The organism is Lysinibacillus sp. LZ02 (assembly GCF_050613145.1).
In the GTDB taxonomy this organism is placed as follows: Bacteria; Bacillota; Bacilli; order Bacillales_A; family Planococcaceae; genus Lysinibacillus_B.
In genome coordinates this window covers 948230-965676 of the sequence record NZ_CP192507.1, presented here as the reverse complement: position 1 = coordinate 965676, position 17447 = coordinate 948230, and the positions used below count along the sequence as shown (strand labels likewise).

At 39.2% G+C, this 17447-nt stretch carries 18 protein-coding genes; 6 read left to right on the top strand and 12 right to left on the bottom strand.

The genetic code is table 11. The features are described 5' to 3' along the window. Positions 1-15: 15 nt before the first annotated feature. The 3 genes from pyc to ACQQ2I_RS04330 form a co-directional block, all read right to left on the bottom strand. Positions 16-3450: a pyruvate carboxylase gene (gene pyc / locus ACQQ2I_RS04340; RefSeq protein WP_431029356.1), complete on the bottom strand. Its 3435-nt coding sequence runs from the start codon at positions 3448-3450 to the stop codon at positions 16-18. Positions 3451-3464: 14 nt separating this feature from the next. Next, positions 3465-4646: an FtsW/RodA/SpoVE family cell cycle protein gene (locus ACQQ2I_RS04335; protein WP_431029355.1), complete on the bottom strand. Its 1182-nt coding sequence runs from the start codon at positions 4644-4646 to the stop codon at positions 3465-3467. 65 nt (positions 4647-4711) lie between these two features. Further along, positions 4712-4993, bottom strand: coding sequence for a DUF1507 family protein (locus ACQQ2I_RS04330; protein ID WP_391366288.1), 282 nt, complete (start codon positions 4991-4993; stop codon positions 4712-4714). A gap of 174 nt (positions 4994-5167) precedes the next feature. Here ACQQ2I_RS04330 and ACQQ2I_RS04325 point away from each other — a divergent pair, with 174 nt between their 5' ends. Together ACQQ2I_RS04325 and ACQQ2I_RS04320 are read left to right on the top strand one after the other, a co-directional pair. Further along, entirely contained in the window at positions 5168-5668 is a 501-nt protein-coding gene (locus tag ACQQ2I_RS04325) for a peptidyl-prolyl cis-trans isomerase (protein ID WP_431029353.1), read from the top strand. A gap of 11 nt (positions 5669-5679) precedes the next feature. Next, positions 5680-5883 (top strand): YlaI family protein, encoded by a 204-nt coding sequence (locus tag ACQQ2I_RS04320; protein WP_391366286.1) that lies wholly within the window; start codon positions 5680-5682, stop codon positions 5881-5883. 36 nt (positions 5884-5919) lie between these two features. Here the strand turns inward: ACQQ2I_RS04320 and ACQQ2I_RS04315 are convergent, their stop codons facing one another. From ACQQ2I_RS04315 to typA, 5 genes are all read right to left on the bottom strand, one after another. After that, complete coding sequence (locus ACQQ2I_RS04315; protein WP_431029352.1) at positions 5920-6714, bottom strand: ABC transporter permease; 795 nt, start codon at positions 6712-6714, stop codon at positions 5920-5922. Continuing rightward, complete coding sequence (locus ACQQ2I_RS04310; RefSeq protein ID WP_431029351.1) at positions 6689-7474, bottom strand: ABC transporter ATP-binding protein; 786 nt, start codon at positions 7472-7474, stop codon at positions 6689-6691. The genes ACQQ2I_RS04315 and ACQQ2I_RS04310 overlap by 26 nt, the downstream gene beginning before the upstream one ends. A 1-nt stretch (position 7475) precedes the next feature. Further along, entirely contained in the window at positions 7476-8438 is a 963-nt protein-coding gene (locus ACQQ2I_RS04305; RefSeq protein ID WP_431030451.1) for an ABC transporter substrate-binding protein, read from the bottom strand. A 246-nt stretch (positions 8439-8684) separates the two neighbouring features. Further along, entirely contained in the window at positions 8685-9089 is a 405-nt protein-coding gene (locus tag ACQQ2I_RS04300; RefSeq protein WP_431029350.1) for a YlaH-like family protein, read from the bottom strand. Between the two features lie 26 nt (positions 9090-9115). Next, positions 9116-10966: a translational GTPase TypA gene (typA, locus tag ACQQ2I_RS04295; protein WP_431029349.1), complete on the bottom strand. Its 1851-nt coding sequence runs from the start codon at positions 10964-10966 to the stop codon at positions 9116-9118. Positions 10967-11090: 124 nt separating this feature from the next. On the opposite strand from typA, the gene ACQQ2I_RS04290 reads away from it, so the two are divergent. Beyond that, positions 11091-11309: a DUF5325 family protein gene (locus ACQQ2I_RS04290; protein WP_431029348.1), complete on the top strand. Its 219-nt coding sequence runs from the start codon at positions 11091-11093 to the stop codon at positions 11307-11309. 197 nt (positions 11310-11506) lie between these two features. Here ACQQ2I_RS04290 and ACQQ2I_RS04285 read toward each other — a convergent pair whose 3' ends face one another. Then, complete coding sequence (locus ACQQ2I_RS04285) at positions 11507-12298, bottom strand: inositol monophosphatase family protein (protein WP_431029347.1); 792 nt, start codon at positions 12296-12298, stop codon at positions 11507-11509. A gap of 140 nt (positions 12299-12438) precedes the next feature. Beyond that, positions 12439-12636: a hypothetical protein gene (locus ACQQ2I_RS04280; protein WP_391366279.1), complete on the bottom strand. Its 198-nt coding sequence runs from the start codon at positions 12634-12636 to the stop codon at positions 12439-12441. Positions 12637-12758: 122 nt separating this feature from the next. Between ACQQ2I_RS04280 and ACQQ2I_RS04275 the strand changes: the two genes are divergently transcribed. Together ACQQ2I_RS04275 and ACQQ2I_RS04270 are read left to right on the top strand one after the other, a co-directional pair. Continuing rightward, a complete protein-coding gene (locus ACQQ2I_RS04275) occupies positions 12759-13385 on the top strand; it encodes a YktB family protein (protein WP_431029346.1) in 627 nt (208 codons plus the stop codon). Between the two features lie 136 nt (positions 13386-13521). Next, complete coding sequence (locus ACQQ2I_RS04270) at positions 13522-14421, top strand: ferrochelatase (protein ID WP_431029345.1); 900 nt, start codon at positions 13522-13524, stop codon at positions 14419-14421. A gap of 80 nt (positions 14422-14501) precedes the next feature. On the opposite strand, the gene ACQQ2I_RS04265 is transcribed toward ACQQ2I_RS04270, so the two are convergent. Both ACQQ2I_RS04265 and ACQQ2I_RS04260 read right to left on the bottom strand, forming a co-directional pair. Continuing rightward, entirely contained in the window at positions 14502-14771 is a 270-nt protein-coding gene (locus tag ACQQ2I_RS04265; RefSeq protein WP_391366276.1) for a UPF0223 family protein, read from the bottom strand. Positions 14772-14838: 67 nt separating this feature from the next. Then, entirely contained in the window at positions 14839-15798 is a 960-nt protein-coding gene (locus tag ACQQ2I_RS04260; protein WP_431029344.1) for an NAD(P)H-dependent flavin oxidoreductase, read from the bottom strand. A 144-nt stretch (positions 15799-15942) separates the two neighbouring features. Here ACQQ2I_RS04260 and ACQQ2I_RS04255 point away from each other — a divergent pair, with 144 nt between their 5' ends. Continuing rightward, positions 15943-17412, top strand: coding sequence for an aminotransferase class I/II-fold pyridoxal phosphate-dependent enzyme (locus ACQQ2I_RS04255; RefSeq protein ID WP_431029343.1), 1470 nt, complete (start codon positions 15943-15945; stop codon positions 17410-17412). Positions 17413-17447: the final 35 nt, after the last annotated feature.

Sequence of the window (17447 nt, the reverse complement as noted above, 5' to 3'; positions counted from 1 at the left end):
TCGTACTCTTATTTTTTATGTTAATTCAATTAATAAGTCACCTGTAGAAATGGCATCTCCTGCTGAAGCATATACTTCTTTGACAATCCCATCTTTTGGTGCTTGTACAGTCGTTTCCATCTTCATCGCTTCGGTGATCAACAAGTGGTCGCCACGCTTTACTGAACTCCCTTTCGATACAACAACTTTTAGTACTGTACCAGGCATTGTCGCACCGATTTGATTTGGATTGGATGGATCTGCTTTTAATGCAATACTGCCATCTACCTCTACTGTCATATCTTGAATCACAAGTTCACGCGATTGACCATTTAACTCAAAGTAAATAACGCGCGTACCGTCATGTTGCGGTTCACCAATTGACACCAACTTCACAATTAGCGTTTTCCCTTTCTCGATTTCTACCTCAATTTCTTCTCCTAGCTTTAAGCCGTATAAAAATGTCGGCGTATCGAGCACTGAAATATCGCCAAATAAATCGACAGTTTTTGCATACTCCTCAAATACTTTCGGATATAGTGCATAGGCAAGCACGTCTTTATTTGTCACGTCACGCCCTATTTTTTCAGCTAAGTCCCTCGTTAATTGCTCAAAATCAACAGGTGCAAGTAATTCTCCTGGACGCACAGTAATCGCTTCACGATCTTTTAAAACTACTTGCTGTAGTTTTTCTGGGAAACCACTATGTGGTTGACCTAAGTAGCCTTGGAAAAATTCGATGACCGAATCTGGGAAATCCAATGTTTGTCCACGCTCATCAATATTGTCTTCATCTAAGTTATTTTGCACCATAAATAATGCCATATCGCCTACTACTTTCGAAGACGGTGTCACTTTCACGATATCCCCAAACATCATATTGACACGTGAATACATCGTTTTAACTTCATCCCAACGGTCGCCAAGTCCTACTGCTTTTGCTTGTTGCTGCAGATTACTGTATTGACCACCTGGCATTTCATGTACGTAAATTTCCGAATGAGGTGCATTCATGCCGCTTTCAAAGTCAACATAGTATTTACGCACATCCTCCCAGTAGTAAGAAAGCTTTTCAAGTGACGCAATGTCCGCTCGTACATGACGCTCACTTCCTTTCATGGCATAGTAGAGCGAGTTTGCACTTGGTTGTGATGTTAAGCCCGCCATTGAACCGAGTGCCGTATCAATAATGTCGACCCCTGCTTCAATCGCTTTGGCATATAAGTAAATCCCGTTACCACTTGTATCATGCGTATGCAAGTGAATTGGTAAGCTTGTTGCCTCTTTTAATTCGGAGATTAAACGATAAGCTGCCTCTGGTTTTAAAAGTCCCGCCATATCTTTAATCGCTAAAATATGTGCACCTGTATTTTCTAACGCACGTGCCATCTCTTTATAGTACTGTACTGTATATTTCGCACGTGTATCATCTAAAATATCGCCCGTATAACAAATGGCTGCTTCGGCAATCTTCCCAGTGTTACGCACTTCATCAATGGCTACTTCCATTCCTTTGATCCAGTTGAGTGAATCAAAAATACGGAATACATCAATACCGGATGCAGCCGATTCCTGAATAAACGCCCGAATTAAATTATCTGGATAGTTTGTATAGCCAACTGCATTGGCACCACGCAATAACATTTGGAACAGTACATTCGGTACTTGTTGACGTAGTTTTTCAAGACGTGCCCATGGATCTTCTTTTAAAAAACGGTACGCTACATCGAACGTAGCCCCTCCCCACATTTCAAGCGAGAAGTAATTGTGCATAAGACGACTTGTTGCATCTGCGATCTGGAACATATCTTGCGAGCGCACACGTGTTGCTAGAAGAGATTGATGTGCATCACGGAATGTCGTATCCGTTAATAGCACATCCTCTTGTGCTTTAATCCATTCGACTAACCCATCCGCACCGCGCTCATCTAAAATTTGCTTTGTACCTAATGGTGGCGGTGTGAGCAAATCAATTTTCGGTTGCTCTGGTTGCGTAAAAATAGGCTTTGCTTGTTTTTCTACACCTGGGAAGCCGTTTAATGTAACATTTCCAATATAGCTGAGCAGCTTTGTACCACGGTCTTTTCGTACCGGGAACACAAATAATTCAGGTGTTGAATCGATAAAGCTTGTATCGAATGTTCCTGTTAAAAAATTTTCATGTAATACAACATTTTCTAAAAATGGGATATTCGTTTTAACACCTCGAATACGGAATTCACTTAAGTTTCGACTCATCTTCGCTGCGGCCTCATTAAATGTCATACCCCATGTCGAAATTTTGACAAGTAGCGAATCATAATAAGGTGTGACAACCGCGCCTTGGAATCCATTACCCGCATCTAGGCGAACGCCAAACCCACCACTTGAACGATACACCATTAACTTTCCTGTATCCGGCATAAAATCATTTTTTGGATCTTCCGTCGTCACACGTGATTGAATCGCATATCCGAATAGTGGGATTTCTTGTTGTGCCGGAATATTAATTTCAGGTGAATGAAGGGTATAGCCAGCTGCAACTTTAATTTGCGCATGCACGATATCTACACCCGTAATCATTTCCGTAATGGTATGTTCTACTTGAATACGCGGATTCACTTCGATAAAGTAGAAATTATCGCCAGCTACTAAAAACTCCACTGTGCCTGCATTCACATAGCCTACATTTTTCATTAGTTTTACAGCCGCATCACAAATTTGATTACGCAGTTGTGTTGAAATCGAATTCGATGGTGCAATCTCAACAACCTTTTGATGACGTCGTTGAATAGAACAATCGCGCTCATATAAGTGCACAATGTTCCCTGCTGTATCACCAATAATTTGTACTTCAATATGCTTTGGTTTTATAATGGCCTTTTCTACATACACCTCATCAGAACCAAATGCTGCCTTTGCCTCTGATTTAGCACGTTCATACGAAGAAGCCAGTTCTTCTTTCGTCTGTACGAGACGCATCCCACGACCTCCGCCACCAAGCGCTGCTTTAATCATAATCGGATAGCCGTACGCTTCACCAAATGCTGCTACCTCTTCCAGACTTGCTACTGGACCGTCTGTACCCGGAATGACAGGAATGTCTGCTAAAATCGCTTGTTCACGTGCTTTTACTTTGTCGCCAAACATGTCGAGATGCTTAGATGTTGGCCCAATGAACAAAATGCCTTCTTCTTCACAGCGGCGTGCAAACTCCACATTTTCAGATAAAAAGCCATACCCTGGATGAATTGCATCAACACCGGCATCCTTGGCAATCGCAAGAATTCCTTCAATGTCTAAATAAGCATCAATCGGTTTTTTTCCTACCCCTACAATATACGCTTCATCCGCTTTGTAACGATGAAAGGCACCGCTATCCTCACGCGAATAAATAGCCACCGTTTTTAACTTTAGTTCCGTACACGCTCGGAAAATACGGATGGCAATCTCCCCTCGATTTGCGACTAACACTTTGTGAATGTGTGTCATTTCTCCTCAACCCCCTATAATAGCTTTTTTTTATCTTTCTTATAATACATGGAGACATTAATTAAAATCCCCATCGCTAAAGAAAGCATCAATATAGAAGTACCGCCATAGCTTATAAAAGGTAGCGTTACTCCGGTTAACGGGATTACTCCCGATACACCCCCTAGGTTTACAAAGGTTTGAAACCCAATCCAACTGCCAATACCCCCTGCAATCATACGTGCTAGTGGGTCTTTTGTTGTCATTGCAATATAGAAACTGCGAAGAACGATCAGTCCAATACCACCAATCACGATGGCTACCCCAAAAACGCCTAATTCTTCTGCAATAATTGCCATTATAAAGTCATTTTGTGGTTCTGGTAAATAACCAAGCTTTTGAACGGATTGACCAAGTCCTACCCCTTCTAAACCACCTTGTCCAATCGCTAAATAACCATTAATCACTTGATAACCAGACCCTTGTTCATATGCAAACGGATTTGACCAAACTTGTAATCGCCCTACGCGACTAGCATTAAAAATAGAATCATGTTTAAAGAGTGCTAATGCACCGGCCAGTACACCGCCAAATGCACTTAACACAGTAAAAAATCGAAATAACGACTTTCCTCGAATGCCACTTAAAAAAACAACGGAAATAGCAATCATAAAAATAATAATGAATGCCCCTAAGTCTGTTTCTAAGCCGACACTCAACAAAATAATAAGCCAAATCGCAATCGGATAACCAATATCATTTGGTTTTACATATTGAATGGATTTTTCTTTTAAACTTTTTTTATAAAAAGAACCTGCTATATATAAAATAATAAATAGTTTTGCATATTCAGAAGGCTGGAACGACACACCTAATACTCGAATCCAACTTTGTGAACCTGTTTCCTCCCGACCAAATCCAGCGAAATTTAACCAAACAAGTAAAATCGCCATCATAGCCATACCAAAAAGCATGACGAATTTATTACTATAATGTTTGTATGGGAAAAAGGCACCGATACAAAATACAACTGCAGCAATGACTAAATTGATTACTTGCTTTCGATAAAAATAGTCTGGTGTTCCATCCTCATACACAATACCGACCATCATGCCCGCACTGTAGATCATGACTAATCCAAACAAGCATAAAAATATGTATGTAAAAAATAACAAATAATCAAAGTTCCTGAAGTATGTTGCGAAATATTTTTTCATTATTTTAACCCTCATTTTAGAAAAAAAACTCAAATCGCATTATACATGCGTTTGAGTTTTTTCTGTTATTTGTCTGTATATGCATCATGCAGTAAGGATAACTCTTTTTCCAAAGCATCAAGAATGTCCTTGCCTTGTTCACGCTCAATAAGACCTACCTTTACGGCAAAGTCAATTTCACGCGATAAGCCAAACATTTGTGTATCTAACACTTCTTCGTATAAAGGACATTGTGGCATCGTTAAATTATCCATTTGTACTTTAATTAAACGAGCAATTTTACCTGCATCTGTTTGTAACTGCTCTAATGCTTTCTCCTGGAAGGAAGCTTGTGATTTAGTATCCATGAGGACGCCCCCATTATCTGATATTTCTTCGACTCTATCTTAATAAATTTTATCTTTTCAGGGGTAAAAATGCAAGTGTCTTTGCATATAGACGCAAACTTCATTTAAATGTTTCTTATTTTGTAAAAAAGGCGTTATACTGTATGAGGATATATTATAAAAGGAGGATTTTTGATGAACTCAATCATTCCTATTAAAGGTGCGGTTACATATTCGCTAACACTCGATCCAACCGTTTGGATTTTCGATGACCGCCGCCTTGATTTAACGACTTACTTTGTCACAGAAAAAGCACCTGATAATACAGAAGAAAAATATTTAGCCGATGTTGGTGCACACTGGTCACGTGAAATTATGGAAGGTGCCGTCTTCCCCCCAACATTAAAAACAGAACGTAAATTTGACCGTAAAGGGATGCTAACAGGTACATTTGGGATGGCAATTAGCCCTTTCCTAAAAAATGCAGAAATTAAACCAGAAGCGACACAAGTTGTATTTGAATGTGCCAATGGGGAGGAGCATGTCTTCTCGATTGAAGAAGCAAAAACAATCATTTTCAAATTTAGTCAAGGTGGCAAACCGCTTACAGATGGCGGTCCGGTTCACTTATTATTTGATGATGGTTCAAACGTTGACAACCCGATCAAAGAGGTTATCGCGATTCGTGTTCAATAAGGAGGAATAGCATGCGCGTCAAATGCGTCATTTGTGATTCAATCCACCAGCTATCAGATGATTTGCCCCTAGCAAAAAAATTACGCAATCGTCCCATTCATACGTATATGTGTGAGCCATGTAGCGAACGAATTGCGGAAAAAACAGAACAACGTATTGCAACAGGCAAATTCAAATTTTACCGCACCTCTTCAAAGATTGATGAAGAATTTTAAATACAAAAACCCCTTGAGCATGCTCAAGGGGTTTCTTCACCCATTCTTCACCAATTTCTTTTCTAGTAGCTCTACAACTTGATACATAATTGTTGCAAAAATAGCAATAATCACGAGTGACATTAACACAAGATTGAAATTGAATACTTGGAAGCCGTAAATAATTAAATAGCCAAGCCCTTGTTTCGAGACAAGAAATTCCCCAACGATTACCCCTACCCAAGATAGTCCAACATTCACCTTTAATGTTGAAATAATCGTTGGAAAGGATGCAGGTAGAACGGCCTCTTTAAACATTTGCAGCCTGCTTGCATTAAACGTTTGCAGCACCTTCAAATAATTTCCGTCCACCCCTTTAAAGGCTGTATAAATAACAATCGTTGAGATAATGACGGAAATAATGGCCCCCATTGTAATAATCGATGTCATACCAGGTCCCAGTGCTACGATTAAAATAGGACCTAGCGCTACTTTTGGCATCGCATTGAGTATGACTAGATACGGATCTAGCACTTTCGATAAAAAGGACGACCACCAAAGAATAGCTGCTAATATTGTGCCGAGCAGTGTACCGATAATAAAGCCCAGTACGGTTTCAAATAATGTAATACCAATATGTGCAAATAAAGTGCCATCTTGAATCTTATCGATAAATAATGCACCGATTTTTAATGGTGAACTAAAAATGAGCTGATCAATCCACTGCCATCTAGAAGCGAGCTCCCATAGACCGATAAAACTAATTAATATTACAAGTTGAAAAAAACGAATCAATCGCTTTTCCTTTATTAATGATTTTTTATATTCATTGTGAAGTGTTTCCGTGTTCAAGACTTTCAAGCTCCTTCCAAATCATTTGGAATAGCGTAGAGTAGGTTGGATGGGTACGTGCTTTAAATGGTGTTAAACGCTTTAACTCTTCTGGCACTTCAAATGTTTTATATACTCTCCCTGGACGAGCGGAAAAGATAAAGATTCGATCACTCATCGCAATCGCTTCACCAATATCATGCGTGACAAGGATAGCCGTTTTGCCAAATGCCTTCAACATTTCGGACACTAAATCTTCTAATTTTAATTTTGATTGATAGTCAAGTGCGGAAAACGGTTCATCTAATAGTAATATTTTTGGATCCACTGCCAATGTTCTAGCTAATGCTACCCGCTGCCTCATCCCACCAGAAAGCTCTCTAGGAAATTTTTGCCCGATGTGCGGTAGGCCGATCATTTTTAATAAGCGGGCCGTAATTTCCTGTATTTGCTCTTGTTCTTTATTTAAAAGCGTGAGCCCTAGTGCAATATTTTCTTCAATGGTTTTCCAAGGGAATAAATAATCTTGTTGCAACATATAACCGATTGACAAGTGATCATTTCCGTAAACCGGTTGTTCTTCAATTAAAACCGTTCCCATAGTTGGAGGGAATAAACCGGCTATAATCGATAAAAGCGTTGTCTTTCCGCATCCACTAGGACCTAAAAAAGAGATAAATTCACCTTTTTGAATGGATAAATGAATATTTTGTAATGCTTCTGTCGCCGTTTCATTTGAAAAATACGTATGATGTACATTGTTAACTGTTAAAAACTCCATATTACTTCGTTACTTTCTCTGCAAATGAAGTATCCACGAGCTCATTGTAATCCATTCTTCTTGGCAACTCGCCTGCTTCTTCCATAACGTCTTGCAAATTGTCCCATTCTTCTTCATCTAAAATTGGATCTTTTGCATAGGATTCTTGGGCTCTGTAACGTTCTACAACTGTTGTGATTAACTCAATATCTGTATCCTCAAAGAACGGTTGAATCACTTTCGCTACATCTTCCGCGCTATTTTCATACACCCAGTCTTGGGCTTTTTTAATCGCTCTTGTAAATTTCTCTACCGTTTCAGGATCACTATCAATAAAGCTCGCTTTCGTCATAAATGCTGTATATGGTAAATGACCGGATTCTGTACCGAATGACGCTACAATATAACCTCTTCCTTCTTTCTCAAACACAGAGGCAGTCGGTTCAAATAATTGAACATAATCACCCGTACCCGATGCAAAAGCAGAGGCAATATTGGCAAAGTCTACGTTTTGAATCAGTTCGAGGTCATTGTGTGGATCAATGCTATGTTTCTTTAAAACGAATTCGCCCGCCATTTGTGGCATACCGCCTTTACGCTGCCCTAAGAAAGTAGAATCTTTTAACATATCCCAAGAAAAGTGTTCTATTTTCTCACGTGCTACTAAAAATGTCCCGTCTGTTTGCGTAAGCTGTGCAAAGTTTTTAATCGGATCGTTTGCCCCTTGAGCGGTTACATAAATCGATGTTTCCGAGCCTACAAGGGCGATATCGATGCCATCAGATAGTAAAGCTGTCATCGTCTTATCACCACCAGGGATTGTCGTTAACTCGACATTCAAGCCTTCTTCTTCAAAAAAGCCTTTTTCAATTGCTACATATTGAGGGGCATAAAAAATGGAGCGTGTAACCTCACCAACTTTCACATCTTGCAGTTCTTTCTCGCCACACGCTGACAGAACGAGAAGTAACATCAATGTGAACATCACAACAAAACCAGATTTCACAAATCTTTTCACGACTATCCTCCTCTAAATAATAGGGTCTTTTATCTAGAGTAGGTTATGCAAAATCGCCTAAAAGGGTGCCTTGATAGAAACCTATTTCACCTTTAGCATTTCAGGAAATGTATGTTTATTAGAATATTTTTATCTTTATAAAATCCACGTTCTATCATAAGCTACTAAAAAAGCTCGAATCTCCGTTAAGATAGGAGATTCGAGCTTTTTGAATTATTTTGCTACAGCTTTTTGCTCTTCACGTTTCTCACGCCATAAGCGTGATTTATAGACGATTAAGATTAACGCTGCAACAATTAACCCTTCCACCATTGGGAGGAAGAATGCGAAGAATGTCAGCATAATACATCCTAAAAATAGGAATATATAAATAATAGCATTTTGCCATAACGGTAATGTCTTTGCGAAGCCTAGTTTATATACAATCGCTGATAAGACAAATATAAGCGCTAACGTAATATAACCTGGAATCGTATAATCAACCGCACCTGACGCATCTACCGTCGCTAAATTTTCATAAATATAGCGCGTAATACCAGACATTCTACTATAAACTTGCGTTATTTCATCAGTAGGTGCAGATGCTTGAATAAAGTTTAGTGCTAAATTCAACAACATCCTTCATCCTTTCTTTTGATACGCTTTTACTGCTCCATTTCAGCGTATTTTTTCTTTTTCGCAATACGTTCACGTTCGTTTTTATCTAAAATTTGTTTACGTAAACGAATTGACTCTGGTGTTACCTCTAAGTACTCATCATCACTTAAATATTCTAACGCTTCTTCAAGTGTCATGAGACGAGGTTTTTTAATCACGTTTGTTTGGTCTTTATTCGCAGAACGAATATTTGTTTTTTGCTTTTGTTTTGTAATGTTTACTGTGATGTCGTTTTCACGTGTATTTTCACCAACGATCATCCCTTCGTAAACTTCTGTACCTGGTTCCACAAATAGTGTACCACGGTCTTCTACACCCATCATACCATAAGTTGTTGATTTACCGTTCTCCATTGATACAAGTACACCTTGGTGACGGCCTCCTACTTTACCTGCTACAACTGGTTGGTACGAATCAAACGTATGGTTAATAATACCGAAACCTTTTGTTAACGACATGAACTCTGTTGAGTAACCAATTAAGCCACGCGCTGGTACGTTGAAAATAATACGTACTTGCCCGTTACCGTTGTTAATCATGTCTAACATTTCACCTTTACGTGTACCAAGTGACTCGATAATTGAACCTACGCAATCTTCTGGTACATCTACTTGCACACGTTCGATTGGTTCACATTTCACGCCATCTACTTCTTTAATAATTACTTGTGGTTTCGATACTTGTAACTCAAATCCTTCACGACGCATGTTTTCGATTAGGATCGATAAGTGTAATTCACCACGACCTGATACTGTCCAAGCATCCGGTGAATCTGTATCCTCTACGCGAAGAGATACGTCTGTTTGTAATTGTGCACGTAAACGCTCTTCGATTTTAGAAGATGTTACCCATTTCCCTTCACGACCAGCAAATGGTGAGTTATTGACTAAAAATGTCATTTGTAATGTTGGTTCATCAATACGTAATGGCGGTAGCGCTTCTTGGTGCTCAGCAGGACAAACTGTTTCCCCTACGTTAATGTCTTCCATACCAGAAACAGCGATTAAGTCACCTGCTTTGGCTGTTTGTACTTCCTCACGTTTTAAACCGAAGAAGCCGAAAATTTTCGTTACACGGAAGTTTTTCACTGTGCCATCAAGCTTCATTAACGCTACTTGCTGACCGACAGAAATCGTCCCACGGAATACACGGCCGATACCGATACGCCCAACGAAGTCATTATAATCAAGTAATGCTACTTGGAATTGTAGTGGCTCATCTGAATTATCCATTGGCGATGGAATATGCTCAATGATTTGCTCAAATAAGCACTGCATGTTTTCTTCTTGATTTGCTGGGTTCGAATCTAATGAAGCCGTCCCATTAACACCTGAAGCATACACAACAGGGAAGTCTAATTGATCGTCATTTGCATCTAGTTCGATTAATAACTCTAACACTTCGTCTACTACTTCTTCTGGACGAGCTGAATCTTTATCGACTTTGTTCACTACAACGATTGGCGTTAAATTTTGCTCTAGTGCTTTCTTTAATACAAAGCGAGTTTGTGGCATACAGCCTTCATAAGCGTCTACTACTAGTAAAACGCCGTCTACCATTTTGAGGATACGCTCTACTTCTCCACCGAAGTCCGCGTGTCCTGGTGTATCTAAAATGTTAATACGTGTGCCGTTATAGTTAACAGCTGTATTTTTTGCTAAGATTGTAATACCGCGCTCACGCTCGATATCATTTGAGTCCATTGCACGTTCTTCTACTTGTTCGTTCGAACGGAATGTCCCTGATTGTTTTAATAATTGGTCTACTAGCGTCGTTTTCCCATGGTCAACGTGCGCGATAATTGCAATGTTACGTAAATCTTGACGTAAATTTGTCATTATTCCACTCCATATTCTTTTTTCAGTTGTTTAACTGTGCTATTATAGCATATGTAGACACAAATGTCTTTTTGGAAATTGAACATTGTTCTCTTAATATAGTATCTTTAGAGGAGGATTTCTCATGAATAAAGCAAAATTTGTCATGTTTATTTACGCACTCGCAGCTATGCTTTCGATGATTGGGATCGGCTTCTCCGTATCTCTTGTATTTATGGCTGGAACAGATGCCTACGATACGGCTGGCATGATTGGTATTATCGCTTGCATTATCGCCACGTGCGTAGTCTTTATAATGGGTATGAAACAAAAGAAAAAGTTCGTACAAGCAGGTCTTTTATAATCTAAGAAAAGCGCAAGCGCCCTCTCTAGCCCCGACATGCGTTGGAGATAGGCTCACAGTGTGCTTGCACACGAAGAGACTTTCGAAACGTCACGAGGGGCTGGGCCGCTTGCGCTAGACACTCTTTCAATTTGAAAAAATTTATACTTTCTTATTTTGAATAAAAGCCACCAAATTTACACATTTGGTGGCTTTCTTTATTTCTGTTCGATATAGTTTTCTAGTATGAGTTGATGAATAGAAGGATTGGCAATGATAAACGTATCGGATTGCATTAAATCAAAATCATTTCCCTCTAAATTGGTTGCGATTGCACCAACTTCTTGTGCAATAATGATGCCACCTGCAATATCCCAAGGTGCTAGCCGCATCGAAATATAACCATCTAGTTTACCGCTCACTACAAAGGCAATTTCCATTGCAGCTGAGCCATATGAACGCGTACCACGTACTGTTCGAATGAGCTCGATTAATTTTTCATGATTAATTTTTGGGTTTGGTGTTACCCAACTAGCATTAATGCCAATCACTGCTTCTTCAATTTTTAATGGTTGTAGTTTGCGCATCGGTGAATCGTTGTACCAAGCGCCTTCCCCTGCAATCGCATAAAATAAATCCTCACGCATTACATCGAATATGTACCCAAGTTTTCCAATACCATCAATGTAAATCCCAACCGTAATCATAAAATGGCGATGTTGCTTGACAAAGTTCATCGTGCCATCGATTGGGTCAATAATCCAAACAACCCCAGCTAGAGAGTCCGGTCTTTCCCCCATCCCTTCTTCTCCAATAATTTTATGTGTCGGGTCAAATGCATGAATTTGTTCAATAAAAAAAAGCTCTGTTTCACGATCAATATTCGTTACTAAATCATTTGCATTCGATTTTGTTTCAACTTCTAAATCATATGTAAATGATTCTCGTATACGTTTTCCAGCTTCGAAAATAATCCCTTTTGCAAATGCATCTAATCGCTTTAAATCCACTGTATAACCACCTTCCTCTTCCCTGTTTCCATCTATATAATGAATGAATGTAAATTTGCACTATATGTTTAGTATAACAAAAAATCACTTGCTGTCCGAACACTCAGCAAGTGATTTTTTAGTTTGGTATGAACTTTTTGTTATGCATATGCATGGAGACCTTCTAATTCCTCATGAATTTCCTTTAATCGCTTTTTAGCCTTTTCCATCTCTACATTGTCTTGATCCTTCATCGCAACATACAGAGATGCAAGCTCATAATCCAGCTCTAGACGCAAAATTTGCTCATATTGCTTTTCAATATCAACTTTGCGTATAATTTTAATCATCTGTTTCATTTTCCATCACTTCCTTAGCATTTTTTTGCAACACTTTTTGACATTATGGAAAGTGTGTGTTATATGATTTTTTCCCAAAAACTTATTAAAATAAACCTAAAAATCGAAAGGAGTTATTAATTTTGAGTAATGTACAGTGGACGACGGAGGATTTTAATGTTTTTCAAATAAATGGTTTAGATGAGCGCATGGAAGCATTGACTACCATTGTTCGTCCTAAATTCCATACACTAGGTGAAATCTTTTCCAATTATTTAAGTACTAAAACTGGAGATGAATTTTTCCATCACGTTGCCAAGCATGCACGTCGAACTGTAAATCCTCCAAAAGATTCTTGGGTAGCTTTTGCCCCTTATAAGCGAGGCTACAAAGCATTACCACATTTTCAAATCGGTTTGTGGAATAGTCATTTATTTATTGTTACCGCTATCATTTACGAAGCACCTCAAAAAGCTGAGATGGCCAAACGCTTATTGCAAAATATTGATGCATTTAATCAATTAAGTGATGATTACATTATTTCAGGTGATCATATGTCCCCAGATGCCATAAAATTAGGGGAAGCACGTAGTGAAAAACTTGAGACACTTATTATACGCTTGCGCGATGTAAAAAAAGGTGAACTGTTAGTAGGTCGACATATCGCAGCTGATGATGCAATTAACCTTTCTTCTGATGAGTTTATGCAATTTACGAAAAAAACATTCGATGATTTACTGTTAATTTACAATATTTTCGTTGGAAAATAATTATTGTATTAACAGATGTGTGGAATAATGACATGTCTGTTAATTATTTTTTAAAAAATATTGAAAATGATTATCATTTAAGTGCACAATTTAAATTATATTTTATATACTATGAGTTGAAAGGAGTGTACAACACATGATTGGTATCATTTATTATGCATATGGTGCACCAACATCAATCGATGATGTTCGTACATATTTTAGCCATATTCTCAATGGCAAGCCTGTTCCAACACCGATGATGGAACAAATTGAGGCATCGTTTAAAAAGTCTGGATTCCCGGATTTTATTGCCTCTTCTACCCAACGTATTGCTAGAGGTTTAGAAACCTTACTCAATCGTCGTCTGGAGGAGCCTATAAAAGTTTACAATGCCTATAAACATACCTCACCATTCGTGCAGGATGCTGTAAAACAGGCACTAAATGACGGTGTAACGACAATCGTTACGCTATCCATTAACCCGATTTTCTCTGCATCTGGTGGTGGCGCCGTGCATCAAGAAGTAGCCGATTTAGTTGCACAAAACAATATAAAGCATATCGCTATAACAGATTGGCATACAGATGAAGGGATTGTGAATGTTTATACTGAACGTGTAACACGTGCATTGCATTGGTTACCACTTGCATCACAGGACAATGCCCACATCTTATTTACTGTGCACAGCCAACCAATTGATCCAGAACGCAATGCGATCTATGTGAAGCAATTTACAGAGCTAGCAACAGCAATTGCTGCTAAGTCGAATATTCGTAACTTCCATCTTACTTATCGTTCTTCTGGCGGGAAAGCAAATTGGCTAGAGCCAGATGTAAAAGATAAAATTCGTGAACTACATGCTTCAGGTAGCACTGGCTTTGTCACATGTGAATTACTGTCACTCGCTGCCGATGTCGAATCTTATTTTGAGATTGGAGAAGAGTGCCAGCAACTATGTCACGAATTAGGCGTACCCTTTGCAGTAGCAGAATTTCCTGGCGATAGCTTTGATACAGTGTATGCACTCGCTACTCTAGTTGCATCACGTATATAGACTTTTAGAAAAATAATATCTAAGCAATTCACGTAAAAAGGTGTAGTAATCGTCCCTCACGATTACTACACCTTTTGTCTTTATAGACGAATGATCTGTCCGTCTGCTGATTCTTTAGCCATTTTTACCGCTTTATAACCCACATAGCCACTCGCTTGCTCAAATTCACGGAAAATGGTTTTCTCCTCTGCTTGCGATGGAACAATTTCTTTAAAACGACGATACCTCGCCATAAATACTTCACGCTTAATACCTTTTTCATGCGCTGCTTCGATTGCCTCAAAAAAATGTACAACGTCTACCATTTCTTGCGTTGTCCAATCCGTTGATAATGGATACGAATATTCCATGCTGTAACCTACCTTCGTTGTTCTTTCTAGCCATTTCACCCTATAGATCGATAATGGCCTTTCTGTATTACTGCCCCCATTTTAAACGGATTTCTGTAGCCTGTACAACCATTCGCTCGATGAGTTCCGCTGCGCTTGGGATATCATGAATCATTCCGGTTACTTGACCAGCCCAGCCAAACCCTTGTGCTATATCGCCATCATAAATATAGCGTCTATTTGCTTTACCACTAATATAATCTTTCAATGCCTCATACGTTGGTGTTTCACTTTCAATTTTTAAAATTTGTTCCGTAAATTCATTACGAAGTGCCCGTGCTGGTGCACCGATTGAACGCTTGATCACCGTCGTATCAGTTTCTACACTGTCTAATAGCGCTTGCTTGTACACGTCAGATGCATGCACACATTCCTTTGTCGCAATAAATCGTGTGCCCATTTCAATTCCTTCTGCACCAAGCGCATGTGCGGCCATCCAACCACGCCCATCACCGATTCCTCCAGAGGCAATAACCGGAATGGATACACTATCTACGACCTGTGGTACAAGTACCATCGTCCCAACATCATCACGCCCTAGATGCCCTCCACCTTCTTGTCCAACGACCATCACCGCATCTGCACCTAGCTCTTCTGCTTTTTGTGCTTGACGACGTGCTGCGACTAATACAAGTTTTTTACAATCGCTACCTTCTAAAATATCGAAAATAGGTGCTGGATTGCCACCTGTCATCGTCACGACGGGTACATTCATTTCTTTTGCGACTTCAACCATTGGCTCATACCCTTTACCGTACATACCAATGGCAAAGTTTACCCCAAATGGCTTGTCCGTTAACGTACGTACTTTTTCAATTTCTTCTCTTAGTGCTTCTGGCGATGGTAAACTCATTGCTGTAATTTGACCAAGTCCACCTGCATTGGATACAGCCGCAGCTAAGTCTGCATACGCTAAGTATGCAAGTCCACCCTGAATAATTGGATATTTTATATTTAATAATTTTGTTATACGTGTCTCCCAATTCATTAAAATGACCCCTTTTTCTTTTAAATTTTTTTATTCGCTATTAAATAAGACGAATTTTCTAACTTTACATATAGTCACACGATGCAATAGGTGCTATAATTCATTTGTTTTTAAAAATTTAATTTAAGTGAGGTGGTACCTGCGTTGTCACAGTTAGAGACTCCATTGTTCGACGTTTTACTCAAGCATCGAAACAGACATCCAATTCAGTTCCATATTCCAGGCCATAAGAAAGGTTCCGGTATGGACCCGGCGTTTCGAGAGTTCGTCGGCGACAACGTTTTATCAATTGATTTAATCAATATTGCTCCGCTAGATGATTTACATTCACCTAAAGCAGCGATTAAGCAAGCACAAGCCCTTGCTGCAGAAGCTTTCGGTGCTGATCATACATTTTTTTCCGTTCAAGGTACTAGTGGCGCAATTCAGACGATGGTTCTGACCGTCGTCGGCCCAGGTGATAAAATTCTAGTACCACGGAATGTTCATAAATCGATTATGTCGGCAATTGTATTTGCAGGTGCAATTCCGATTTTCATTCATCCCGAAGTAGACTCTGAATTAGGTATTTCTCATGGAATTTCACCAGAATCAGTAGAAAAAGCATTACAAAAATACCCAGATGCGAAAGCTGTTTTAGTCATTAACCCAACGTATTTTGGCTTTGCTGCTGATTTAAAACGCATCGTTGAAATCGTACATGCCCGTGATATTCCTGTTATTGTCGATGAGGCACATGGTGTACACATTAAATTCCATGACGAGCTTCCACTATCAGCAATGCAAGCAGGTGCTGATATGGCAGCCACAAGTGTGCATAAACTAGGCGGCTCCATGACAGGGACATCCATCTTAAATATACGTGAAGGACGTGTCTCTGCTAAACGTGCACAGTCGATCTTTTCGATGCTCACAACAACATCAACATCCTATCCATTACTAGCCTCTTTAGATTGCGCACGTCGCCAATTAGCTGTACATGGTCATGATTTAATTGATGATGCCATTCGTTTGGCAAAAGATACGCGAAAACGGATTAATGCCATTCCACATTTAACATGTGTTGGTCGTGAAAAGCTTCACTCTTCTGCAACATTTGATATGGACCCTTGCAAGCTATTGATTAGCGTAAAAGATTTAGGGATTACAGGACATACTGCAGAGGAATGGTTACGCCAAAATGCTAATATTGAAGTCGAGTTATCAGATTTATATAATATCCTATGTTTAGTAACACTTGGTGATACGAAAAAGGAAATGAATCTCCTCGTGAATGCTTTAATACGCATGTCGCAAGCATTTGACTCTGAAGCAGCGATTAAGATACCTAACGTAAAAGCACCTGAAATTCCAGCACTTGCGATGTCTCCACGTGATGCATTTTATGCAGAGACAGAAGTCATTCCACTTTCAGAAGCTCATGATCGCATTTCTGCTGAATTTATTATGGTGTACCCACCAGGAATCCCAATTTTTATTCCTGGCGAAGTGATTACACAAGATAACATTAAATATATTCAAATGAATATAGAAGCAGGTCTGCCAGTACAGGGACCAGAAGATGCAACATTACAAAATATCCGCGTCATTAAAGAACGTCGTGCAATTTTCTAAAAAACTTGAGGGTAAGTTGCCCTCAAGTTTTTTTA

Coding starts and splice junctions, on each gene's coding strand:
- pyc (WP_431029356.1), bottom strand. CDS start 3,450: ATGACACACATTCACAAAGTGTTAGTCGCAAATCGAGGGGAGATTGCC.
- ACQQ2I_RS04335 (WP_431029355.1), bottom strand. CDS start 4,646: ATGAAAAAATATTTCGCAACATACTTCAGGAACTTTGATTATTTGTTA.
- ACQQ2I_RS04330 (WP_391366288.1), bottom strand. CDS start 4,993: ATGGATACTAAATCACAAGCTTCCTTCCAGGAGAAAGCATTAGAGCAG.
- ACQQ2I_RS04325 (WP_431029353.1), top strand. CDS start 5,168: ATGAACTCAATCATTCCTATTAAAGGTGCGGTTACATATTCGCTAACA.
- ACQQ2I_RS04320 (WP_391366286.1), top strand. CDS start 5,680: ATGCGCGTCAAATGCGTCATTTGTGATTCAATCCACCAGCTATCAGAT.
- ACQQ2I_RS04310 (WP_431029351.1), bottom strand. CDS start 7,474: ATGGAGTTTTTAACAGTTAACAATGTACATCATACGTATTTTTCAAAT.
- ACQQ2I_RS04305 (WP_431030451.1), bottom strand. CDS start 8,438: ATGTTCACATTGATGTTACTTCTCGTTCTGTCAGCGTGTGGCGAGAAA.
- ACQQ2I_RS04300 (WP_431029350.1), bottom strand. CDS start 9,089: ATGTTGTTGAATTTAGCACTAAACTTTATTCAAGCATCTGCACCTACT.
- typA (WP_431029349.1), bottom strand. CDS start 10,966: ATGACAAATTTACGTCAAGATTTACGTAACATTGCAATTATCGCGCAC.
- ACQQ2I_RS04290 (WP_431029348.1), top strand. CDS start 11,091: ATGAATAAAGCAAAATTTGTCATGTTTATTTACGCACTCGCAGCTATG.
- ACQQ2I_RS04280 (WP_391366279.1), bottom strand. CDS start 12,636: ATGAAACAGATGATTAAAATTATACGCAAAGTTGATATTGAAAAGCAA.
- ACQQ2I_RS04270 (WP_431029345.1), top strand. CDS start 13,522: ATGATTGGTATCATTTATTATGCATATGGTGCACCAACATCAATCGAT.
- ACQQ2I_RS04265 (WP_391366276.1), bottom strand. CDS start 14,771: ATGGAATATTCGTATCCATTATCAACGGATTGGACAACGCAAGAAATG.
- ACQQ2I_RS04260 (WP_431029344.1), bottom strand. CDS start 15,798: ATGAATTGGGAGACACGTATAACAAAATTATTAAATATAAAATATCCA.